The sequence below is a fragment of the Corynebacterium sp. HMSC074A01 genome (assembly GCF_001831515.1).
GTDB lineage: Bacteria > Actinomycetota > Actinomycetes > Mycobacteriales > Mycobacteriaceae > Corynebacterium.
This window is the reverse complement of the sequence record NZ_KV825608.1, coordinates 37,766-58,688: the sequence shown is the minus strand read 5'-3', so window position 1 is coordinate 58,688 and position 20,923 is coordinate 37,766. Positions and strand designations below refer to the sequence as shown.

The 20,923-nt window shown below is 64.0% G+C and carries 19 protein-coding genes; 8 read left to right on the top strand and 11 right to left on the bottom strand.

The genetic code is table 11. The annotated features are described in order from the left end of the window. The first annotated feature begins 7 nt into the window (after nucleotides 1-7). Nucleotides 8-871 (top strand): patatin-like phospholipase family protein, encoded by an 864-nt coding sequence (locus tag HMPREF2550_RS03360; RefSeq protein ID WP_070789701.1) that lies wholly within the window; start codon nucleotides 8-10, stop codon nucleotides 869-871. Here the strand turns inward: HMPREF2550_RS03360 and HMPREF2550_RS03355 are convergent. Further along, nucleotides 868-2,457 carry a peptide chain release factor 3 gene (locus tag HMPREF2550_RS03355; protein WP_070789699.1) on the bottom strand — a complete coding sequence of 530 codons (1,590 nt, stop codon included), beginning with the start codon at nucleotides 2,455-2,457 and terminating at the stop codon, nucleotides 868-870. The genes HMPREF2550_RS03360 and HMPREF2550_RS03355 overlap by 4 nt on opposite strands. Before the next feature lie 47 nt (nucleotides 2,458-2,504). Here HMPREF2550_RS03355 and HMPREF2550_RS03350 point away from each other — a divergent pair, with 47 nt between their 5' ends. Genes HMPREF2550_RS03350 through HMPREF2550_RS03340 form a run of 3 tightly spaced genes read left to right on the top strand, consistent with a single transcriptional unit; the run spans nucleotide 2,505 to nucleotide 5,061 of the window. Next, nucleotides 2,505-3,806: a TrkH family potassium uptake protein gene (locus HMPREF2550_RS03350; protein WP_070764717.1), complete on the top strand. Its 1,302-nt coding sequence runs from the start codon at nucleotides 2,505-2,507 to the stop codon at nucleotides 3,804-3,806. After that, entirely contained in the window at nucleotides 3,799-4,479 is a 681-nt protein-coding gene (locus HMPREF2550_RS03345; RefSeq protein ID WP_070789697.1) for a potassium channel family protein, read from the top strand. The genes HMPREF2550_RS03350 and HMPREF2550_RS03345 overlap by 8 nt, the downstream gene beginning before the upstream one ends. 57 nt (nucleotides 4,480-4,536) lie before the next feature. Further along, the gene (locus HMPREF2550_RS03340) at nucleotides 4,537-5,061 is read left to right on the top strand and encodes an NADPH-dependent FMN reductase (RefSeq protein ID WP_070789696.1); all 525 of its coding nucleotides are present in this window, start codon (nucleotides 4,537-4,539) and stop codon (nucleotides 5,059-5,061) included. On the opposite strand, the gene pth (HMPREF2550_RS03335) is transcribed toward HMPREF2550_RS03340, so the two are convergent. Beyond that, nucleotides 5,058-5,630, bottom strand: coding sequence for an aminoacyl-tRNA hydrolase (gene pth, locus HMPREF2550_RS03335; protein ID WP_371441166.1), 573 nt, complete (start codon nucleotides 5,628-5,630; stop codon nucleotides 5,058-5,060). The genes HMPREF2550_RS03340 and pth (HMPREF2550_RS03335) overlap by 4 nt on opposite strands. 16 nt (nucleotides 5,631-5,646) lie before the next feature. Between pth (HMPREF2550_RS03335) and HMPREF2550_RS03330 the strand changes: the two genes are divergently transcribed. Further along, entirely contained in the window at nucleotides 5,647-6,552 is a 906-nt protein-coding gene (locus HMPREF2550_RS03330) for a nitronate monooxygenase (RefSeq protein ID WP_070789692.1), read from the top strand. Here the strand turns inward: HMPREF2550_RS03330 and HMPREF2550_RS03325 are convergent. The 3 genes from HMPREF2550_RS03325 to HMPREF2550_RS03315 form a co-directional block, all read right to left on the bottom strand. Then, nucleotides 6,537-7,364: a fumarylacetoacetate hydrolase family protein gene (locus HMPREF2550_RS03325; protein ID WP_070789690.1), complete on the bottom strand. Its 828-nt coding sequence runs from the start codon at nucleotides 7,362-7,364 to the stop codon at nucleotides 6,537-6,539. The genes HMPREF2550_RS03330 and HMPREF2550_RS03325 overlap by 16 nt on opposite strands. A gap of 10 nt (nucleotides 7,365-7,374) precedes the next feature. Then, nucleotides 7,375-7,932, bottom strand: a complete 558-nt coding sequence (pth, locus tag HMPREF2550_RS03320; RefSeq protein WP_070789687.1) for an aminoacyl-tRNA hydrolase — start codon at nucleotides 7,930-7,932, stop codon at nucleotides 7,375-7,377. 61 nt (nucleotides 7,933-7,993) lie between these two features. Continuing rightward, on the bottom strand, nucleotides 7,994-8,632 hold the full coding sequence (locus HMPREF2550_RS03315) for a 50S ribosomal protein L25/general stress protein Ctc (RefSeq protein ID WP_070789685.1): 639 nt from the start codon (nucleotides 8,630-8,632) through the stop codon (nucleotides 7,994-7,996). A 289-nt stretch (nucleotides 8,633-8,921) separates the two neighbouring features. On the opposite strand from HMPREF2550_RS03315, the gene HMPREF2550_RS03310 reads away from it, so the two are divergent. Next, nucleotides 8,922-10,391 carry an NAD-dependent succinate-semialdehyde dehydrogenase gene (locus tag HMPREF2550_RS03310; protein ID WP_070789683.1) on the top strand — a complete coding sequence of 490 codons (1,470 nt, stop codon included), beginning with the start codon at nucleotides 8,922-8,924 and terminating at the stop codon, nucleotides 10,389-10,391. Here the strand turns inward: HMPREF2550_RS03310 and hisC are convergent. The 5 genes from hisC to HMPREF2550_RS03285 all read right to left on the bottom strand — a co-directional run bounded on the left by hisC (nucleotide 10,388) and on the right by HMPREF2550_RS03285 (nucleotide 16,519). After that, nucleotides 10,388-11,422: a histidinol-phosphate transaminase gene (gene hisC, locus HMPREF2550_RS03305; RefSeq protein WP_070789681.1), complete on the bottom strand. Its 1,035-nt coding sequence runs from the start codon at nucleotides 11,420-11,422 to the stop codon at nucleotides 10,388-10,390. The genes HMPREF2550_RS03310 and hisC overlap by 4 nt on opposite strands. Nucleotides 11,423-11,433: 11 nt before the next feature. Beyond that, nucleotides 11,434-12,720, bottom strand: coding sequence for an amino acid permease (locus HMPREF2550_RS03300; RefSeq protein ID WP_070789679.1), 1,287 nt, complete (start codon nucleotides 12,718-12,720; stop codon nucleotides 11,434-11,436). Between the two features lie 67 nt (nucleotides 12,721-12,787). After that, a complete protein-coding gene (locus HMPREF2550_RS03295; RefSeq protein ID WP_070789677.1) occupies nucleotides 12,788-13,765 on the bottom strand; it encodes a ribose-phosphate diphosphokinase in 978 nt (325 codons plus the stop codon). Nucleotides 13,766-13,774: 9 nt separating this feature from the next. Next, a complete protein-coding gene (glmU, locus tag HMPREF2550_RS03290; protein WP_070789675.1) occupies nucleotides 13,775-15,214 on the bottom strand; it encodes a bifunctional UDP-N-acetylglucosamine diphosphorylase/glucosamine-1-phosphate N-acetyltransferase GlmU in 1,440 nt (479 codons plus the stop codon). Between the two features lie 60 nt (nucleotides 15,215-15,274). Beyond that, entirely contained in the window at nucleotides 15,275-16,519 is a 1,245-nt protein-coding gene (locus tag HMPREF2550_RS03285) for an MFS transporter (RefSeq protein ID WP_070789784.1), read from the bottom strand. Between the two features lie 121 nt (nucleotides 16,520-16,640). Between HMPREF2550_RS03285 and HMPREF2550_RS03280 the strand changes: the two genes are divergently transcribed. Next, nucleotides 16,641-18,056: a multicopper oxidase family protein gene (locus HMPREF2550_RS03280; protein WP_246819738.1), complete on the top strand. Its 1,416-nt coding sequence runs from the start codon at nucleotides 16,641-16,643 to the stop codon at nucleotides 18,054-18,056. Here HMPREF2550_RS03280 and HMPREF2550_RS03275 read toward each other — a convergent pair. Next, nucleotides 18,034-20,067 (bottom strand): acyltransferase family protein, encoded by a 2,034-nt coding sequence (locus HMPREF2550_RS03275; RefSeq protein WP_070789671.1) that lies wholly within the window; start codon nucleotides 20,065-20,067, stop codon nucleotides 18,034-18,036. The genes HMPREF2550_RS03280 and HMPREF2550_RS03275 overlap by 23 nt on opposite strands. A 217-nt stretch (nucleotides 20,068-20,284) precedes the next feature. Between HMPREF2550_RS03275 and HMPREF2550_RS03265 the strand changes: the two genes are divergently transcribed. Then, complete coding sequence (locus HMPREF2550_RS03265) at nucleotides 20,285-20,923, top strand: TetR/AcrR family transcriptional regulator (RefSeq protein ID WP_070764702.1); 639 nt, start codon at nucleotides 20,285-20,287, stop codon at nucleotides 20,921-20,923.

Below are 20,923 nucleotides of genomic sequence, written 5' to 3'. Positions count from 1 at the left end.
TTGGCGCATGATCGATGCGCGGGATGTGGCCCTGATTATCGAGGGCGGCGGGATGCGCAATTCCTACACCGCCCCCGCGATCGTCCACCTCATCGAACAAGTCAGGTTTGGCTGGGTCGGCGGGGTTTCCGCCGGAGCGGTCCACGCGCTGAACTACGCGTCGGCCGATCCGAATCGAGCGCGCGCCGCATTCACAGAGTTGGCAGCGCATCCCCACTTCGGCGGCGTGCTCAAATTCGCCAAAGGCAAGGGCTACTTCAACTCGGACTTCATCTACGGGCACGCCGAGAAGCTCTTGCCTTTCGACTTCGCCTCTTTCGCTGCTTCGCCCACGCAGGTCCACGTCGAGGCGATGCGCGCGGATACCGGCACCACGGTGAGTTGGGGGAGAGGAGACTTTCTGCAAGACCCTTCGCTGGTCAGCAGTGCGGCGCGCGCCTCATCCACCGTGCCCAAAGTCATGCCGATCACGCTGATCGAGGGGGTTCCCTACGTCGACGGTGCCCTCGGGGCCTCAGGGGGCCTGCTTATCGACGCCGCGCGCCAGGCCGGCTTCACCCGTTTTCTCGTCCTAGCAACCCGCCCCCGCGACTACTGGAAGAAACCCCTGGTGCAGCCGACCGCCGTGCGCGGCATGTTTCGCCGCTACCCGGAAATCGGCGCGGCGCTGCACGAGCGTCCGGCGCGCTACAACGCCTCCAAACGCGAGATCCTCGCCGCAGAAAGTGCAGGTGATGCGCTCGTCTTCTTCCCGGACAACATGCAGACGGAATCCATCGAGCGGCGCACGAGCCGACTCCAACGCAACTACGTGGCGGGTAAGGAGCAGTTCGAGCGCGAGTGGCCCGCGTGGGAAGAATTCCTCAGTTAATCCGCGATGAGCGGCTCGATTGTCAGGTCCGGGTTCTCCTTCTCCACGAAGGCGAGCTTCCACTTATCGCCAAACAGCGCGATGAGTTCGCCGTCGCTCCGGGTGAAAATCTCCACACCGCGCTGGCGACCGAGCGCCTCCGCGGATTCTGCATCGGTGCGACGCGCCACGGAGTAGGGGACGGGCTCGGTGACCGTCTCCACGTTGTACTCCACTTCCATACGGGCCTGCATGACCTCGAACTGCATCGGGCCGACTGCGGCCATGATCGGGGCGGCGTCGCCGCGCAGGTCGTTGCGCAGGATCTGCACCACGCCCTCGGCGTCGAGCTGGTCAAGTGCCTTGCGGAACTGCTTGTACTTGCCCAGCGACTTGGCACGCAGCGTGCGGAAGTGCTCGGGCGCGAACTGCGGCATGGGCGGGTACTGGACGGCCTTGCCGGTGTAAATCGTGTCGCCGGGGGCGAGCGAGCCGGCGTTGACCAAGCCGATGATGTCGCCCGGGTAGGCGGTTTCCACCGTGTCGCGGTTGCGCCCGAAGACGGTCAGCGCGTATTTGGTGGAGAAGGTCCGGCCCGATTGAGCGTGCGTGACCTGCATGCCGCGGTCGAACTCGCCGGAGACGACGCGCATGAACGCCAGGGTGTCGCGGTGGTTGCGGTCCATGCCCGCCTGCACCTTGAACACCACGCCGGAAAACTCGCCGTCGAGCTCGCGGTCCTGTTTCGGTCGGGGTGCCGGGGCAATCGCACACAGCGTGTCGAGGATCTGGTGGACGCCGAAGTTCAGCATCGCGGAGGCGAAGATGATCGGGGAGGTCACGCACTGTTCAAAGAGCTCCTGGTTGTGCAGGGCGCCATCGGCGGCGAGCAGCTCGACCTCTTCGGCGGCGGTGTCCCACGTCTCGCCTTCCTTGTCGGAGGCTTCGTCGGGAGAGTAGTGCTCCTCCGGCGCGATGGTGGAACCGCCCGCGGTGCGGATGAAGTGGACGTAGGTATCGGCCTCGCCCTCGTCGCTGATGTGGGCCAGCCCGCGGAAGTCGCCCGCTTCGCCGACGGGCCAGTACAGGGGAGTGGGCTGGAGGTCGATCTCGTTGACGATCTCGTCGACAAGCTCGAGGGGCTCGCGGCCAACGCGGTCCCACTTGTTCACCACGGTGACAATCGGCAGTCCGCGGGCCTTGCAGACGCGGAAGAGTTTGAGGGTTTGGGGCTCGAGGCCCTTCGCGGCGTCGATAAGCATGACCGCGGCGTCCACGGCGGACAGGACGCGGTACGTATCTTCGGAGAAGTCGGCGTGGCCAGGGGTATCCACCAGGTTGATCACGTAGGGCTCGCCCTCGTGGTCGGCGGGGGCGTACTCGAACTGGAGGGCCGAGGAGGCGATCGAGATGCCGCGGTCCTTTTCCATGTCCATCCAGTCGGAGACCGTGGACTTGCGGTTGCCCTTGCCGTGGACAGCGCCGGCCTCCGAGATGACGTGTGCGTGCAGCGCCAGCGCCTCGGTAAGCGTGGACTTACCGGCGTCGGGGTGGGCGATGACAGCGAAGGTGCGGCGGCGTGTGGCCTCGGAAGCGACAGAACTCATGCCGAAGAGTCTACGCGGTGGGAAAAAGGGGTCTATAGTTCGAGAGCGTGAAGCAGTTGCTTTCGAGCCCAGCGCGGCTGACAGCCTCCGGGTTTTTGCTGCTCATCATTGTGGGTACTGTCCTTTTGATGATGCCTTTTGCTGGAGGTGCCTCGTTCCTTTCGGCACTGTTTACAGCGACCTCTGCGGTCTCGCTGACGGGCCTGATTGTGGAGGACACAGCTACCTTCTACAGTCCCGCGGGCCAAGTGATCATCCTGGTGCTGATCCAGCTCGGTGGGCTCGGCATCATGTCGCTGGCCTCACTGTCCGGGTATATTTTGACCGGACGCATCAGTTTGAAGGCACGCAAGACAGGGGCGTACGAGGGGCGGCCGATGACGTCCGGGGGTATTCTTCGGACCCTCATCTTTACCTTCGCGTTTACCGCGGTGGTCGAGGCCACGATTGCGGTGCTCGTGGGCGCGCGGCTGATGCTGGGCTATGGGTATTCCTTCCCGCGTGCGGCGTGGGAGGGCATCTTCCACGCGATCTCCGCCTTCAACAACGCGGGATTTTCCACGCACAGCGACAATCTCGTTTCCTTTGCTGCCGACGCGTGGATCCTGCTGCCGCTGGCCGCCGCGCTGATTGGCGGTGGCCTTGGGTTTCCCGTCTGGGCGGAGCTGGTACGCCGCAGGATATCTATCACCGGGCGCATGACGCTTTGGGCGATGGGTCTTCTCTTACTCCTTGGCATGGTGTTCTTCGCCTGCGCGGAGTGGCGCGGGGTCCTGGGGCCGATGCCGCTAGGGCAGAAGCTGCTTAACGCTTTCTTTGCGAGTGCTTCTCCGCGCACCGCTGGGTTTAATGCCGTGGACTATGGGCAGGCCCACCCAATCACGCTCATGGGCACGGACATGCTCATGTTCCTGGGCGGAGGATCCGCGGGTACCGCAGGCGGGATCAAGGTGACTACGTTTTGTGTGCTGCTTGCGGCGATGGCGGCCGAGTTCCGCGGTCGTAAAAACACGACAATTGGGCACCGTAGCGTGCCGCATACGGTGACCCGCCAGGCACTCGCGTTGAGCGTCGCGGGTGTGGTGGTGGTTGTTGTCGGCGTGGCCACGCTGCGCATTTTCGACCCACAGTTCACGGCAGATCAGGTCACCTTTGAGGTGATCTCCGCCTTTGCCACTTCCGGATTGTCTACAGGTATTACGGCGGACCTTTCAACAACGTCGAAGCTTGTGCTGTGCATGATCATGTACCTGGGCCGAGTTGGCCCAACCACCCTGGTAGCGGCGTTGGCGGCACGGACCGTCGACAGGCGCTTCAGCTACCCCGAAGAAAGGCCCTTCATTGGCTAAGTTTTTCCGTTCTCGCGCAACGATTGATATCCCGCCGGTCGTGGTGATCGGCCTGGGGAGGTTCGGCACCGCGCTGTCGCACGAGCTGATGGACAACGGCGTCGAGGTGCTAGGCATCGACGTCGGCGACAAGGAGGTGCGCGAGCAGGTCGCCTACCTCACCGAAGCGCTGATTGCCGACGGCACCGACCCGGAGGCCTTGCAGCAGCTCGGGATCGAGGAGGTCGAGCGCGTCGTCGTGGCGATCGGCTCGCACCTGGAGGCCTCCATCCTGACCGCCTCCAACCTGGTGGAAATAGGGGTCAAAGACATCTGGGCGAAAGCGGACTCGGAGGCCCACGCGCGCATCCTCTCCCAGATTGGTGTGCACCACGTGGTGCGCCCGGAGCGCGACACTGGCCGGCGCGTGGCGCACCTACTCAGCGGCGATTTCCAGGACTTCGCCGAGATTGCAGAAGGCTACGGCGTGACCAAGCTGAGTGCGCCAGCAGCGGTGGTTGGAAAGCCTCTCGACCCTGCGGACGTGTGGAAAAACTACCGTGTGCAACTTGTTTCTGTGCGGCAGGGACAGGGGCGGTGGGTGCCGCTTGAGGCGGGGTCTGAGCTGCGTCGCTCCGACCTCATCGTCGCGGCGGGAAGCCCGGCGGATTTGGAAAAGTTCTCGAGATGCTAGGATACATTCTGTACCCAATGTAGACACGTCAACAATGTTGGCGGGAAGGAGAAATTCATGAAGATCGGTGTCATCCTTGGCTCCATCCGCAAGGGCCGCGCAGGCGAGTCCGTGGCCAAGTGGGTCATGGACAACGCAGCAGGTCGTGAGGGCTACGACTACGAGCTGCTCGACCTGGCGGACTTCCGCGTCCCGCTGCTGGAGGCGGAAACGGTCCCCGGTGCCGCCAACAAGCAGTACGCGGACGAGGCCACCACCAAGTGGTCGGCTGCAATCGACGCCTGCGACGGATTCATCTTCATCACCCCCGAGTACAACCACTCGGTGCCGGGCGCGATGAAGAACGCTTTTGACTCGCTGGGCTCCGAGTGGGCCGCAAAGCCGGTGGCCTTCGTCGGCTACGGTGCTGACGGTGCAGTCCGCGCAGTCGAGCACTGGCGTCAGATCGTGGCGAACTTCTCCATGTTCGGCGTGCGCAACCAGGTCGCGCTGTCGCTTTTCGACGACCTCCCCCAGCCGCGCGAGCAGAAGCACAAGGACCTGACCACGGTGCTCGGCGATATCGAGCAGGCGCTGGCCTAGCTCTTCGCGTGGATCTCGTTTTGCGCGGCAGCGATACCGTCTGAGCAAACAAGCCGCGCGGCCTCGGCTGCTGTCTCGATCGCCTCGTTGCCATCTAGAGGGCCGAGCACCCAGTCGGGGACAGCGACGCCCTTCGGCGGGCGGCCGATGCCGACGCGCACGCGCACGTAGTCGCGGGTGCCCAGGTGCTCGGTGATGGATTTGAGCCCGTTGTGGCCATTTTCATTGCCGCCGAGCTTGATGCGTACCTTGCCAGCGGGCAGGTCGAGCTCGTCGTGGATGACCACGATGCGCTCGGGCGGTACGCCGAGCTGCTTTGCGAGGGGAGCAACCGCTTCGCCGGAAAGATTCATGAAGGTGGTGGGGCGGGCCCACGCGACGTCGCCAATGTGCTCCACCGTTGCCTTGATCCCCCGCACGGGGGCCAGGTTTTTGGCAGACTGGTCGACAGCGAGCGCGCCCACGTTGTGCTTGGTGGTCTCGTACTTGGGGCCGGGGTTGCCCAGTCCCATCACGAGCCACTCAGCGGTAGGGGACGCGGGCCGGAAGCGCTTGAGAAAATCGAACACGAGGACAAGCATAACCATGGACCTTCCACGCATCGTCGCCGCACCAATGGCGGGCGGCCCGACCACGCCAGAGCTAGTGAATGCAGTCAGCTTCGGGTTTTTGGCGCTGGGCACCTGCACTGTTGATCAGGCCAGCACCTGGCTCAAAGCATGTGAGCCGCCCTTCGGCGTCAATCTCTTCATGCCGCAGCCAGAGCCTTCGCTTATCGACGTCGAGATGGTCGCCGCCGAGCTCGGCGCTGAGGTCCCACAGGCCGATGTCACCAGCGGTTTCGAGGAAAAGTTTGAGCTGGTAGTTGAAGCGGCACCGCCGATCGTGAGTACGACGTTCGGGCCGCTGCACCCCGAGCACGTCGAGCGGCTGCACTCGGTGGGCTCGGAGGTGTGGGTCACAGTGACTCGCATCGAGGACGCGCGGGAGGCTATTGGGGACCTGTGGAACGCAGACGGCCTGATCGTGCAGGGGCCCGAGGCGGGGGGGCACCGCAGCACGTGGTCTCCCGATGAGGTGCCGGACACGCTCTACCTGGACACCATCGTGGAGGAGGTCGCAGAGCTAGGCGTTCCCTTCATCGCCGCTGGCGGGGTGCGCGGGCCGGAGGACGTGGAGCGGCTCATTGATTTGGGCGCTGATGCTGTTGCTTGTGGCACGGCGTTCCTCTTAGCTGACGAGGCCGGCACGAGCCCGCGGAACCGCGAACTCTTGCGCACTGATCGGCGCACTGTGGTGAGCAGGGCATTCTCTGGCCGTCCCGCGCGCGGAATAGAAAACGAGTTGACCAAGCGCTACCGTGACATGCCGCCGATCTACCCCTACCTGCGCCCGATGACGCCGGACGCGGACTACTGCCTGGTGGGCAAAGACCGCGGCGAACTCATGGAAGCACCGGCGAAAGAGATCGAGGCCTACTTGGCCGGGTAGACCCGAGTCGTGTTCTCGATGGCACCGAGGCCCTCAATCTCTACGCGCACCGTATCGCCGTCGGCGAGGTAGCGCTGGGGGTTCCTCGCGTGACCCACGCCGTCGGGAGTGCCGGTGGCAATCACGTCACCGGGCTCGAGCGGGTAGAGGTGCGAGATGAACTCGATGAGCTTTGCGGGTGAGAACACCAGGTCGTCGGTGGGGGCCTGCTGCATGACCTCGCCGTTGACGGTGGTGGTGAGCACGGGGCCGGGCTGCCACTCGGTGTCCAACCAGGGGCCAAACCCGGCTGTCTTTTCGAGTGATTTCCCTTGGTGCCACTGCTTGGTGCGCTTTTGAATGTGGCGCTGGGTGTAGTCGTTGATTACTGAATATCCAGCGATGTGCTTGTTCGCATCAGCCTCTTTGACGTGGCGGGTGTACTTCCCAATCACCACGGCAAGCTCGCCCTCGAAGTCGAGGGTGTCGGCGTTGAAGTCGGGGATCTCCGCGTCGTCGTAGGGGCCGATGAGGGCCTCGGGGAACTTGATGAACAGGGTGGGCACGTCGGGGCGCTCGTGGCCCATCTCATCGATGTGCTTGGCGTAGTTCAGACCGACGCAGATAATCTTGCCCGGTCGGGGAATGACGGGGGCGAGCTGGTCGGGTGTGAACTCGACTTTTTCTCCCTCCTGCCACGTAGAGCGATCGCCTGCTTTCAGGAGGGCACCGACATCCGGGAAGCCCGGGAAGGTCACGGCGGTGGTGTCGGACTCCAGGCGGGCGGCGATGGTGAAATCGTGGCCGGGGACTCGCAGTGTAACTAAGCGCATGCCCTTAAACTTATACGGATTTCAACCAGAGATCCGCCGCATCGGCGGCCGCGATTGTCAGATCGACCTGCTCCTTGGCAGAAAACGGCTTGAGTACGTAGTCGGCAGGGGCCATTCTTCCCGGCGGGCGGCCGATACCTAGAGCGAGCTTGTGGTAGGGCTTGCCGCCTAAGGACTTCGTGACTGATTTCAGGCCATTGTGGCCGTGGTCGCCGCCGCCCTTGCGCAGTTTCACCTCGCCCAAATCAAGGTCGAGCTCGTCGTAAGCGACAAAGACATCCGCTGGTGCCACGCGGAAGTAGTCGGCGAGTGCCTTGACGGGGCCGCCGGAGACGTTCATAAAGGCGCGGGTGCGGGCGAGGATGACCTGGCGGTCGGGGAGGAGCCTGCCTGCGGCAAGCTCGGCGACCTCGGTATTCGTGCGCTTGTGCACCGCGAGTTGGGCGGGCATGGGGGTGGCGCGGGAGCACAGCTCGTCGATAAGCGCGATGCCCGCGTTGTGGCGGGTGCCTGCATACTTGGGGCCCGGGTTGCCCAGGCCGACAACTAGAACTGGAGAAGAAGACACGACTTTAAGCATAAAGAAACGCCCACTGAGCGCGGCAGTGGGCGAGACTTAAGCGAAGGAATTACTCCTCGGAAGACTCCTCGGTGGACTCGGCACCGGCCTCGGCGCCGCCCTCCTCGGCCTCCTCGGCAGCTTCCTCGAGCTCCTCGTCAACCTGCTCGTAGGTGAAGTTGACCAGCAGGTCCTCCGGGTCGGAGAGCAGCGCTGCGCCCTCCGGCAGGACAATGTCGCCAGCCAGGATCTGGTCGCCGATCTCCTTGCCCTCGATGGACACCTCGAGCTCGTCCGGGATGCTCAGGGCGTCGATCTCGATCTCGATGAGGTCGTTCTCCACCAGGACCACAGCGTCCGGGTGAGCCTCGCCGGTGGTGACAACCGGGACCTCAACGTTGACCTTCTCGCCGCGCTTAATGCCCAGGACGTCGATGTGGTCGATGTCCAGGGTCAGGACGTTCTGATCGACGTGCTTGACCATGCACAGCAGCTTCTCGCCCTCGTACTCGAGCTCGAGAATGGCGTTGACGCCCTCGTTGCGCACGATTGCGGAGATCTCAATGCGGTCGACGGAGAAGTGCACGTTGTCAATGCCAGCTTCGTAGAGGACACCGGGGATGCGGCCCTCGCGACGCAGGCGGCGAGAGGCACCCTTGCCAAACTCTTCGCGCTTCTCAACCGGGACCAGGATCGGGGTAACAGCCATGTGTGACTCCTTGTTGTAAATAGTTGGGCCACAGGAAAAGCCTGCGACCACTTGAACGTGACAGGTGCTCGTCGAGTGATCGCAGGCTTGAAAAGTCTGGATACATATCGCGTCGATAACGGCTTGTACAGCCCTCGCCGAGACCCGGTAAGTATATCCAATTCGGGGCATCTCATCCAAACCGTCGCCTGCCAAGTGGCGTAGAGCACTTGCAAAGTGGTCCCTTTAGCTATGTCACGCTGGTAGACCAGAAGGTGCTTACCTACGAAAACGAGAAGGGACACACTTCATGGACATCCAAGCAATCCTGGACCAGGTAGAAACCCGCCTGTACATCAACGGCGAGTGGCGCGATGGCGCGGAAGGGGAGACCTACGAGGTGCTCAACCCCGCCACCGAGGAAGTCATCGCCACGATGGCGTCTGGCACCCGCCAAGATTCCCTGGACGCGCTCGCCGCAGCCGACGAGGCGCAGGCCGGGTGGGCGCACACCTCGCCCCGCGAGCGCGCCGAGATCCTGCGCAAGGGGTACGACCTGGTCAAGGAGCGCAAGGAAGCGTTTGCGGCCATCATGACCACGGAGATGGGCAAGTCCTACACCGAAGCGCTCGGCGAGGTGGACTACGGGGCCGACTATCTGTTGTGGTTCTCCGAGGAAGCCAACCACTTCTTCGGCCACACTAACCGCTACCCGGCCAAGGGCAACCGCATGGTCACCGTGCGCAAGCCGGTCGGGCCCTGCCTGCTGATCACGCCCTGGAACTTCCCGCTTTCTATGGCTACGCGCAAGATCGCGCCGGCCCTGGCCGCGGGCAACACCGTGGTGATTAAGCCAGCGAAGCTGACCCCACTGACCATGCAGTACTTCGTGCAAACCATGGTGGAGGCCGGTGTGCCGGCGGGCGTGATCAACATCGTCTCCTCCAAGTCGGCCTCCGATGTCTCGGAGCCGATCCTCAAGGACCCGCGCTGCCGCAAGCTCTCCTTTACTGGGTCCACCCCGGTCGGCTCCGCGCTGATGAAGCTGGCCGCGGACAACGTGGTCAAGGTCTCGCTCGAGCTGGGCGGCAATGCGCCGGCGATTGTGTTTGCTGATGCCGACATTGACGGTGCCGTCGAAGGGGTCAAGGCCGCGAAGATGCGCAACATCGGCGAGGCCTGCACCGCCGCCAACCGCATCCTGGTCCACGAGTCGATCGCCGAGGAGTTCGCCACCAAGCTGGCCAAGGCGGTGAGTAATTTGAAGGTTGGCAACGGCATGGACGAGGGTGTTGAGGTGGGCCCGCTCGTGGAAAAGAAGGCCCAGGAGCACATGCAAGCGCTTGTCGACGACGCGGTGTCCCACGGCGGCACCATTCTCACCGGCGGCAAGGCCGTCGAGGGCAAGGGCTTCTTCTTCGAACCGACCGTGATCACCGGTGCCTCGAAGGACGCGAAGGTGTTCCGCGAGGAGATCTTCGGCCCCATCGCCCCGATCTTCACCTTCAGCACCGAGCAGGAGGCGTGGGCGCTGGCAAACGACACCGAGTATGGCCTGGCGTCGTATGTCTTTTCCGAGGACCCGGACGTGATGTGGCGTGCCTCCGACCACCTGGAGTTCGGCCTGGTGGGCTACAACACCGGCGTCGTCTCCGATGCCTCTATCCCGTTCGGCGGGGTCAAGGCCTCCGGCCTGGGCCGCGAGGGCTCGCTGGAGGGCATGCTGGAGTACACCGAGGTGCAGATGATCGGCGTGCGCGACCCCTACGCGCGCTTCTAATCCAGGACTGTATCTAGGGCAGAAAGGAGCGCGTCCGTTTCTTCCTCGTTGGTCACCGTAACGCGGATACCTTCGGGGAACGCGCGGACGAGGATGCCCTGGGCCGCCATCTCAGCGGCAAGGTTTTCTGGGGCATCTGGCAACCACACGAAGTTCGTCTGTGATTCTGGTGTTCCGTAGGGCTTGAGCGTCTCGGTGAGACGCTGACGCTGGGAGCAGGTCTCTTCGACGCGCGCTGCAAGCTCTTCAGATGCCTCCAATGAGGCAAGTGCTCCGGCCTGTGCCACCGAGCTGACGGAAAACGGCACGGCAACCTTGTTGATGGCTTCGATGAGCTCCGCCGGGCCAAACGCATAGCCGACGCGCACGCCCGCGAGGCCGTAGGCCTTGGAGAAGGTGCGCAGGCCCACCACGTTGGGGTACTTCGTGATCTCCTCAGTGGCCACCGGGGTATCAGTAGCGCGGTTGTACTCAAAATAGGCCTCGTCGAGTGCGACCGTGACATGCGCGGGCACCTTTGCCATAAACGCATCCCACTCGGCGGTGGTGAGGGTGGTCCCGGTCGGGTTATTTGGGTTGCACACGAAGATCAGCCGGGTGGAGTCGTTAATTGCCGCCGCCATTGCCGAGAGGTCGACGCGGTGGTGTGCATCAAGGGGGATGGGGCGCGGAGTAGCGCCCGCGATCTGCACGAAGATGGGGTAGGCCTCAAAGGAGCGCCAGGGGAAGATCACCTCGTCTCCCGGCTGCGCGGTCGCGCACACCAGCTGTTGGCACAGCGCCGAGGAGCCAGTGCCCACCGCGACCTGCTCGGAGCTCACGCCGAGGTGCGTGGCGAGGGCTTCACGCAGTTCCACCGCGCCCATATCCGGGTAGCGGTTCGCCCCGGCGAGTTCCTCGCGCATCGCCTCCTGCACGGCCGGCAGCGGGCCGGCGGCCGACTCATTGGAGGAAAGCTTGATGGTGTCGGGCGAGTGCTCGCGCGCACCGGGAACGTAAGCGGGCAGGGAAGCGAGGTCGTTGCGGATCATGCCTGCCTATTTTAGGCCGACTGTTTCCGCGTCGCTCCAATAATGCTCAGGCCAACAATCCAGGCGAGCAGCGCGCCGAGCCCGACACGGTAGTCGGGCAGCACCGCCATCAGCACGAGTACCAGCACATAGAAACCACCGCACAGCCAGTTGGCATAAGGGTAGAACGGTGCCATGAAGCTCGAATGCCCACCGTTTGCACGGAAGCGCAGGTGCGCAAAGCTTATCGACGCCCACGTGATCAGCTCAGAGCCCACGATGATCGCCAGGAGAATCGCGAAGACTTTCCCCTCGAAGAAATAATTGAGGATGACGACGACGCCCATGAGCGCGGCGTCGAAAAGCAGCGCCCGAAGTGGGAGGCCCTTCTTGGTGGTTGCCCCGAAGAACTCCGGAGCCTGGCCGTTGCGCGCCAGGTCGCGCAGCATGCGGCTGCCCGAGTACGTCATGGTGTTGCACACGGACGCCACCGCGACCAGGATGACCAGGTTGAGCACGTGCGCCGCGCCGTCGATGCCCACGGCGGTGAGCACGCGAACGAAGGGACTGGCGGAATCGCCCTGCTCGTCCCAAGGCGCGAGCAGCAGAATCACGCTCATGCCGCCCAGGTAGAACAGCAGGATGCGCCAGATCACGGAGTTGACCGCGCGCGGGATGGTCTGTGACGGGTTTTCAGCCTCGCCGGCGGCGGTGCCGATCGACATGATGCCGCCGAACGTAAAGGTCACGGCGACGAGTGAGAAGAGCACGCCGGTTGCCCCGTTGGGGAAGAACCCGCCATGGATGAACAAGTTTTCCGTGCCCACCGCGGGCTCGGGGCCGAGGCCGAGCACCAGCACGAGCCCTAAGATGATCATCAGGCTCAGTGCGACGACCTTGATCAAAGAGAGCCAGTACTCGGCCTCCGCAAACACGCTGACGCGGGCGGCGTTGATGAGCACCACAATGGCCAAAGTGACGAGCGCGGTGAGCCAGTGGGGGATCTCCGGAAACCAAAAGTCCAGGAATGTGCCCATCGCGGTGAGCTCGATCATGCCCACCACGATGGTGGTAAACCACCAGTTCCAGCCCACGATGAAACCGGCCCGCGGGCCGATAAAGTCGCGTGCGTAGGCGGCGAAGGAGCCGGAGACCGGGTGGGCCACGGCCATCTCGCCCAGCATCCGCATGAGCAGGTAGACGATCGCGCCGACGAAAAGAAAGGCGAGTAACACCGCCGGGCCGGCGTAGTCGATCGACTCCGCGGAGCCGAGGAACAGCCCCGTGCCGATGGATGAGCCCAGGGCGATCATCAGCATGTGGCGTGTCTTTACGCCACGTTTGAGGCCACCATCATCGACCGGGAGGGTGGTTGATTCACTCAAGCTATGCCTGGCCCTCGAAAAGGGTAGTCACCGAGCCGTTTTCGAAGATCTCGCGGATCGTCTTCGCCAGCAGCGGGGCGATGGACAGCACCGTGAGGTTCTTCCAGCCCTCGGTGGACTGCGGCAGAGTATCGGTGGTGATGACTTCCTCCGCGCCGCACTCGCTCAGACGCTCGCGCGCCGGGTCGGAGAACACGCCGTGAGTACAGGCGATGACGACGGACTTCGCGCCCGCCTCCTTCAGCACGCCGACCGCGCCCGCGATGGTGCCGCCGGTGTCAATCATGTCGTCCATGAGCACGCAGTCCTTGCCAGCGACTTCGCCGACGACGCGGTTGGAGACGACCTTGTTCGCAGCGTCGATGTCGCGGGTCTTGTGCACGAACGCCATCGGGGCGTCGCCCATCGCGTTGGCCCACTTCTCCGCAGTCTTCACGCGGCCCGCGTCCGGGGAGACCACGACCAGGTTGTCCAGGGAGTACTTGGACTTGATGTAGTCCACCAGGATCGGCTGGGCGTGCATGTGGTCGACCGGGCCGTCGAAGAAGCCCTGGATCTGGTCGGTGTGCAGGTCCACCGAGACGATGCGGTCCGCGCCAGCGGCGGTGAGCAGGTCGGCGATCAGGCGGGCCGAAATCGGTTCGCGGCCGCGGTGCTTCTTGTCCTGGCGGGCGTAGGGGTAGAAGGGCAGGATCGCGGTGATGCGCTTCGCGGAGCCGCGCTTGAGTGCGTCAATCATGATGAGCTGCTCCATGAGCCACTTGTTCAGCGGCTGTGCGTGCGACTGCATGACAAAGCAGTCCGCACCGCGGACAGACTCCTCGAAGCGGATGAAGATCTCGCCGTTGGCGAAATCACGGGCGGTGGTAGGCACCAGCTCGATGCCGAGCTCCTCGGCAACCTGCTCAGCAAGTGCCGTGTGTGCGCGACCAGAAAAGACCTTGAGGTCCTTGTGGCTTTCAGTTGAGTATCCAGTCATTGCGATCCTTTAGTTCTCGCGTGCGTTTTTCGCCGCTTCCGCAGCGTCGGTTCCGGGGCGGCGCTTTTCCACCCAACCCTCGATGTTGCGCTGGCGGCCCTCCTTGATGGCGAGCGCGCCAGACGGGACATCTTCAGTCACTACTGTACCCGCGGCGGTATACGCACCATCACCGATGGTGACCGGAGCGACGAACATGGTGTCAGAGCCGGTGCGGCAGTAGTCGCCGATCGTGGTGTGGTGCTTGTTCACGCCGTCGTAGTTGGCAAACACGGAGGAGGCACCGATGTTGGATTCGCGGCCCACCGTCGCATCGCCGATGTAGGTCAGGTGTGGGACCTTGGAGCCCTCGCCGATCTTGGCGTTCTTGGACTCGACGAAGCCACCGAGCTTGCCGCGCGCACCCAGTTCGGTGCCCGGGCGGATGTAGGTAAAGGGGCCGACGGTGGCGTCCTCGCCGATCACGCCGAGCTCGCCCTGGGTACGCACGACCTTCGCGCCCGCGTGTACTTCCATGTCGGTCAGAGTGGTGTCCGGGCCGATCTCGGCGCGATCCCCAATAACGGTGGAACCCCACAGCTGGGTGTTGGGGTAGATGGTCACGTCCTGGCCGATCTCCACGTCCACGCCGATCCACGTGGTCTCCGGGTCGATGACGGTCGCGCCGCCGCGCATTGCCTTCTCCACCAGCCGGCGGTTGAGCTCCTTGCCAGCCGCGGCCAGCTGCACGCGGTCGTTGACCCCGGCGAGCTCGCGGGCGTCGGGAGCGATGAAGGCGGCGACCTTCTTGCCGTCGCCGCGGGCGATGCCCAGCACATCGGTGATGTAGAGCTCGCCCTGCGCGTTATCAGAGTTGATGCGGGTCAGCGCGTCGCGCAGCACCGCGCCGTCGAAGGCGAAGACGCCGGAGTTGACCTCGCGGACCTGCTTCTGCTCATCGTTGGCGTCCTTTTCCTCCACGATCTCGCGGACGTTGCCAGCCTCATCGCGGATGATGCGGCCGTAGCCGGTCGGGTTGGCAAACTCCAGGGAGAGTACGGTCACGGCGGCGTGTGCCTGCTCGTGCTGTGCAATGAGCGCGTCAATGGTTTCTGGCTGCAGCAGGGGAACATCGCCGTTAGTCACCACCACGGTGCCGTCGAAGTCCGGGATCGCGCTTAGGCCGCACTGCACTGCGTGGCCGGTGCCGTTTTGCTCCTCCTGCACTGCCTTAAGGATCTGGATGTTCATCTCTTCAGCGATCGCATCTACTGCGGGGCCGACCTGGTCGCGCTGGTGGCCCACCACGGCCACGACGTGCGCAGGCTCGACGGAAGCGGCCGCGTGCAGCGAGTGCGAGAGCAGGCTGCGCCCGCCGATCTCGTGCAGCGTCTTCTGCTTCGTCGACTTCATCCGGGTACCAGCGCCGGCCGCGAGAACGACGACGGCGCGCTGAGAGTGGTTGGCCACGCTTAGCTCCTTTGATTCACTACAGGGGGCAGATGTCTTCTTACGTTAACGTATCGGCCGCTATGCGGTGCCGCGGGAGACGTCTTTGAGGCTTGCGGCAGAGGCGACGCCGATGAAACCGACAATAGCCAAGAAGATGAGCGTGATCTGCGGCCCGAACACGGAGATGGCCGAAGAGAGCGCGCCGACGAGCAACAGCACCACACCCATCACAGTGTTTGCCGCGCCAGTAATGAGGGTGCGGCGGTCGCCGTCGGCCATATCCACCAGGTAGGTCTTGCGGCTCACGCGCACCGCGGTGTGCGCGAGGTTGACCACGAAGAAGCCGATCGGCATGATCCACGCGTTGGCCGCGGCAGGCAGGAGGTTGGCACTCGCCACGAGCAGGAGCAAGCTTGTCGACGCCACCCCGGCCGCCCAGGCCATCGTCGATTTTGAAGAACGATCCGAAAAGACACCGGAGATGCGCCCGCCTAAAAGCGCGGCACCACCGGAGGCGATGATGAACGCGCCCAGGCTGGACAAGTTCGCGCCCTCTTCCTGCGCGAGCACCACGATGAACGGGGTGGACAGCGCGGTGACCAGCATGAGCGAGCGCACGACCAGGAGCTTCTGCAGCTGCCTGTCGCCCTTGACCAAGTCATAGGTCTGCTTGGCCCAGTTGTCCTTGGATTTCGGAGAGGGATCCTCTGCAGGTTCCTTGATGGTGCTAAAGACGAGAGAGGCGAATGCCCACGTGGAGGCACCCACGGCCAGAAGGGCTACGATCGCCCAACGCGGGAGGTCGTTTGGCAGGAGCCACAAGATGAGGCCGATGCCTAAGGTAAAGGCACCAGACAGGGCAGTAGCTCGGCCCGTGATCAGCCCGCGGGTGCCCTTCGCGATGGTGCGGCCCTGGACATCCTTGCCCGCAATGGAGCACAGGGCGCGGAAGACCGAGAGCGCGGCGAGGAGGAGAAGGACGATGACGCCGAGGAGTGCGCCGTCGAAAAGCATGGCACTGAGCGCGATCAGGGCGGCAGAGATGGCCTGGCCCCAGGAACCGATCAACCAGGCGCGCTTGCGCTGCGCCTGCGCGGTGATCCACGGGGTGAGCGCGGCTTGGGGGAGCATCGAGCCGGACTCGCGGATCGGCACGAGGAGCGAGGTAAACGCATGCGGGACGCCGGCGGCGGTGAAGAGCCAGGGCAGGACAGTTTTGGCGGCAACGATTTGATCGCCGATGCCCTGCAGGCCGTTCGACCAGATGAAGCGGCGGGCATTGTGCTCCTGGTGCGGCATGGCGGAATCTGGGGATGTGCTCATAAGCCCAAATAGTAGGGTTGGGGAGAAACGGCTGCGCGTATTAGGCGCACCAAACTCGCAGGCAAGCAGGAGGTACTGCATGACACGTGGATTGTCCCGGCGAACGTTCTTTAAAGGAGTAGTGCTGAGCGCGGGAGCGGTGCTCGCGGCCTGTGCAACGAGTGACCAGCCAAAGCCGCGAGGCGCTGATGAAGAGGCACGGCCGCTGCCCATCCCGCCGTTATATGAGGGAGAGGTAGAGGGGACCACGCGCACCTTTGAGCTGACGGCGCAGGAAGGCACCCACGAGATTCTGCCTGGTGTGGCAACTACGACCTGGGGGTTCAATGGGTCTTTTCTCGGCCCGACGCTGTACATGCGCAAGGGCGAGACCATCAACATGACGGTGCGTAACGAGGTCACCGAGCCGACGGTGGTGCACTGGCACGGCATGCACTTGGCCGCGGACGCGGACGGGGGTCCGGCGCTCGCCTTCCCGCCGGGTGAGACGTGGTCACCGACGTGGCAGGTGGACCAAGACGCGGCGACGCTGTGGTACCACCCCCACCCGCACGGGGTCTCAGGTCTGCACGCGTACCGGGGGCTGGCGGGCGGGATCGTGGTGGCGGATGATGCTTCCGATTCGCTTGGGCTGCCGAATGAATACGGGGTGAACGACATCCCGGTCGTGCTCACGGACGCAAAGTTCACCGACGACGGGCAGCTCGACGAGACGATCGACCCCACCTACGGCCTGCTCGGGGATACCCCCTTGGTCAACGGGATTACCAAACCCCGGTTCGAGGCACCGGCGGGCAAGCTGCGCTTGCGCCTGGTCAACGGCGCGACCATGCGCTTCCACAACCTGAGTCTTGGTGTGCCGATGCATGTGATTGCCACCGACCAGGGGCTTCTGGAACAGCCGGTTGAGGTGGATGCCATCCTGCTCAGCCCGGGCGAGCGCGCCGAGGTGATCGTGGATGTGGAGCCGGGCGACGAGCTGATGCTGCGCAGCATCGGCGTGGACAACCGGGGCGGGCTGCCGGATGAAGAGGTGGCCAACGGCTTCGGCTTAGGCGACGTATTCGACCTGCTGGAGATCGTGGGAAGTACGTCGCGGAGCGAAGGCGAGCTGCCGGAGCGGTTGGTGGGCGCGGAGGAGTTAGGCACCGATTGGGTAGCCGAGCGCGAGTTCCGCCTCAACGGCTTTCAGATCAACGAGCAGTCCATGGACATGGAGCGCATCGACTTTGAAAAGACGGAGGCCGGCCCAGAGCTGTGGACGGTGACGAACGAGAACGCGGATTGGCCGCACAACTTCCACATCCACAACGCCCGCTTTCGCGTGCTCGACGTTGAGAACGGCGAGGTGGAGTTCCGCGAGGGCTGGCACGACACTATCTACGTCCCGCCGCTGTCAACGGTGCGCCTCGCGGTGGACATCCCGATGCACCGCAACGACGACTACGCGTTCATGTACCACTGCCACATGCTCTTCCACGAGGACGAGGGCATGATGGGCCAGTTCAGAATCCCTACTTCGGCCCCTCGGAGCTAACCTCGGCATCCTTCGGGATGTCCTCGGTCTCAACACCGGCGGGGAAGGCGTGGGCAAGGGCAGCGGCGAAACGGATGCCGCGGATGTCGTTGCCCTCGGCGTTGTAGTGCACCTCGTCGCCGGCGAGGAACCAGTCCAGGTTGGCGCGTGCTTCCGCCGCCCAGTCGTAGACGACGACGTCGTTGCGCTCCTTGGCCACCTTGCGTAGCGCCGCGTTGAACTCCTCCATATTCTCGTTGGCGTAGTAGGAGTTTGATGGCGAGCCGGTGGCGGCGGTGGGCCACATGACGCGGTAGCCGTCGAGAAGCTCGAGCATCTTGCGGATGTTTTCCTCGAGCTCGCCCGTCGGGTCGTAGCCGTAGGAGCGCGCCGCGTCCGCGTTCGCCGCGTCGTTGACGCCGGTGGCGATGACCCAGCAGGTGCCCTCGTCGGCCACGCCCATGTTGAGCAGCTCCTGGACGGATTCGATGGCGGAAGGGTAGTTCTCGCCGTTGCCGTTGAAGCCCTGGTTGGTGGCGCGGGCGCCGAAGACGCTGGTCTCGACGCTTTCGGCACCGGCGTCGAGGTAGCGGTCGATGGCCGTTTCCGCGCCCTCGGGCAGCTGGCCCGGATCGAACATGCCGATCGAGGTGGAGTCGCCGACGTGGATGACCTGCCTGCACGCCATGGTCGTGTCTGCGTCCTGGTCCTCCCAGGTGGCGGCGGGTGCCTCCTCGGTGGTGGTTGCTTCTTCTTGTGTGCGCTCGCGGCTGCCGCCACTTTGGGCCTCGGCGGGCAGCGCCATCGCTGGTTTCTGTGCGTTGCTGCCTTGCTGGGCGAAGAGGGCGATAATCCCGATGGAAATCACGCTGACCAGGGTGATCATGGAGCCGAGCGAGGCCGGGCGCAGGGCCTGGAGTGGCTGTGTCTTGTATTTCTTCAGCGGGCCGAACACGCCGTGGCGGCGGATCGGGTTTTCAAATAGCGTCCAGCTCAGCGCGGCGAGGACCACCGACAGCCCGATGGCCAGCACCGAGGCCCAGAACAGGTGCTCGGTAAGCCAGGTCTTAGGCATGAAGTAGATCACCGGCATGTGCCACAGGTAGATGCCGTAGGAGCGCTCGCCGATCCAGCGCAACGGCTCCCAGCTCAAGATGGCGGTCCACGGCCCGCGCGTGCCCAGCACGGAGTAGATCGCCAGGACGGTGGCCACATTCAGCAGCAGGATCCCGCCCTTGTACAGGAACATATTCTCCTGGGCCACGAGCATGCTGAGCGCGAAGATGCCGCCGAAGCCCACCGCGCCGACCAGGGTGCCGGCGATGGGGGAGTTGGCGACCTTTTTGTTCTCGTGGCGTCGAGAAGCAACGATGATGGCCAGCACTGCGCCGAGCAGCAGGCCGCCGGCGCGCGTATCGGTGCCCTCGTACACGCGGGTCGGGTCAACGTCGGGCTGGGCGAGCACCCACATCCAGGCGAAAGAGGCTCCGGCGAGCACAGTCGTTGCGGCTGCCACGAGCCACGGGCGGCGGAAGATCTTGAGCAGCAGCCAGAACACCAGTGGCCAGAGGAGATAGAACTGCTCCTCAATGGACAGCGACCACATGTGGTCCAAGGGGCCCGGCCCATTGAAGCGGTCGAAGTAGGAGGTGCCCGTGGCGATGTTGTGCCAGTTGTTCAGGTAGACAACGGAGCTTAAGGCCTCGAATGCCCGGGTGCGGAGGTTTGCGGCGTCGAAAGCCACGCTCAGGATGAGCACTGCGAGCACGGTGGTGAGCATGGCGGGCGCCAGCCTGCGGAAGCGGCGGACCCAAAACGTGCGCAACTTTAAGGTGCCGTGGCGCAGGTGCGAGTTCATCAGGTTCAGGGTGATGAGGTAGCCAGAGAGCGTGAAGAACACGCCGACGCCAAGCAGCCCGCCGCCGAAGCCAGGAAGGTTGAGGTGGTACGCAATCACCAACAGCACCGCGATAGAGCGGATACCGTCAAGTGCGGGGACGTACTTGGTTGAGCTGTGAATAGGGCGGGGCATATACAGCGAACCTTCCGGTGGGGCGTGAACGAAAACCGGCCCGCGGAGTCGCGGGCCGGGTAGTTGCTTCCCCACCAGGACTCGAACCTAGAATGACGGTACCAAAAACCGTAGTGTTGCCAATTACACCATGGGGAACAGCAGGCACCGATTCTAGCGCATGGTTGTCAAAACCTTAAATACCAGGCTGCGGTGCGCGGAACGTAAGCTGGGTGGCATGGCTCGTCAGCGAATGACCGGCGCGCAGCGTCGGGACCAACTCATCCACGTCGGTTGCGCCGCCTTTGCGGAGCGCGGCCTCGACGGCATTTCTGTCGAGGAGCTCGCCGCACGCGCGGAGGTCTCCAAGCCCGCCATCTACGAGCACTTCGGCGGTAAGGAAGGCCTGTACCGCGCAGTGATCGAGCAGGAGATGGCGAAGCTGGAGGAGCGCATCTTCACGGTGATCCAGCACGGCCGTTGGCGCGAGCGCATCGAGAAAGGCGTGGTCGCCGTCTTGACCTACGTGGAGGAGGAAACCGACGGGTTTATCATTATCGCGCGCGGCCAGCCGCCGGGGGAGAGGCCCTCGTACGCCACGCTGCTTAACCGGGTGACCTCGCAGGTCTCCGCGCTGTTGGAGCAGGCGTTTACGCAGCGTGGATTAGATGCGTCGGTGGCCATGTTGTACGGGCAGGCACTCGTTGGCACGGTGTCCAATACTGCCCTGTGGTGGCTGGATAAGCGGCAGCCGGACAAGTACGAAACCGCAGCCCACATTGCCAACATGTGTTGGAACGGGCTGCGCGGCCTGGAGGCACAGCCGCACATCGTGCCTTTTGAGATTGAGCCTACAAAGGGAAGTAAGGACGACTAA

Coding starts and splice junctions, on each gene's coding strand:
- HMPREF2550_RS03325 (WP_070789690.1), bottom strand. CDS start 7,364: ATGCGCTTAGTTACACTGCGAGTCCCCGGCCACGATTTCACCATCGCC.
- HMPREF2550_RS03360 (WP_070789701.1), top strand. CDS start 8: ATGATCGATGCGCGGGATGTGGCCCTGATTATCGAGGGCGGCGGGATG.
- HMPREF2550_RS03300 (WP_070789679.1), bottom strand. CDS start 12,720: ATGCTGATGATCGCCCTGGGCTCATCCATCGGCACGGGGCTGTTCCTC.
- HMPREF2550_RS03315 (WP_070789685.1), bottom strand. CDS start 8,632: ATGGCTGTTACCCCGATCCTGGTCCCGGTTGAGAAGCGCGAAGAGTTT.
- HMPREF2550_RS03355 (WP_070789699.1), bottom strand. CDS start 2,457: ATGAGTTCTGTCGCTTCCGAGGCCACACGCCGCCGCACCTTCGCTGTC.
- HMPREF2550_RS03285 (WP_070789784.1), bottom strand. CDS start 16,519: ATGAGCACATCCCCAGATTCCGCCATGCCGCACCAGGAGCACAATGCC.
- HMPREF2550_RS03265 (WP_070764702.1), top strand. CDS start 20,285: ATGGCTCGTCAGCGAATGACCGGCGCGCAGCGTCGGGACCAACTCATC.
- HMPREF2550_RS03330 (WP_070789692.1), top strand. CDS start 5,647: ATGGACCTTCCACGCATCGTCGCCGCACCAATGGCGGGCGGCCCGACC.
- hisC (WP_070789681.1), bottom strand. CDS start 11,422: ATGATCCGCAACGACCTCGCTTCCCTGCCCGCTTACGTTCCCGGTGCG.
- HMPREF2550_RS03275 (WP_070789671.1), bottom strand. CDS start 20,067: ATGCCCCGCCCTATTCACAGCTCAACCAAGTACGTCCCCGCACTTGAC.
- HMPREF2550_RS03310 (WP_070789683.1), top strand. CDS start 8,922: ATGGACATCCAAGCAATCCTGGACCAGGTAGAAACCCGCCTGTACATC.
- HMPREF2550_RS03340 (WP_070789696.1), top strand. CDS start 4,537: ATGAAGATCGGTGTCATCCTTGGCTCCATCCGCAAGGGCCGCGCAGGC.
- HMPREF2550_RS03295 (WP_070789677.1), bottom strand. CDS start 13,765: ATGACTGGATACTCAACTGAAAGCCACAAGGACCTCAAGGTCTTTTCT.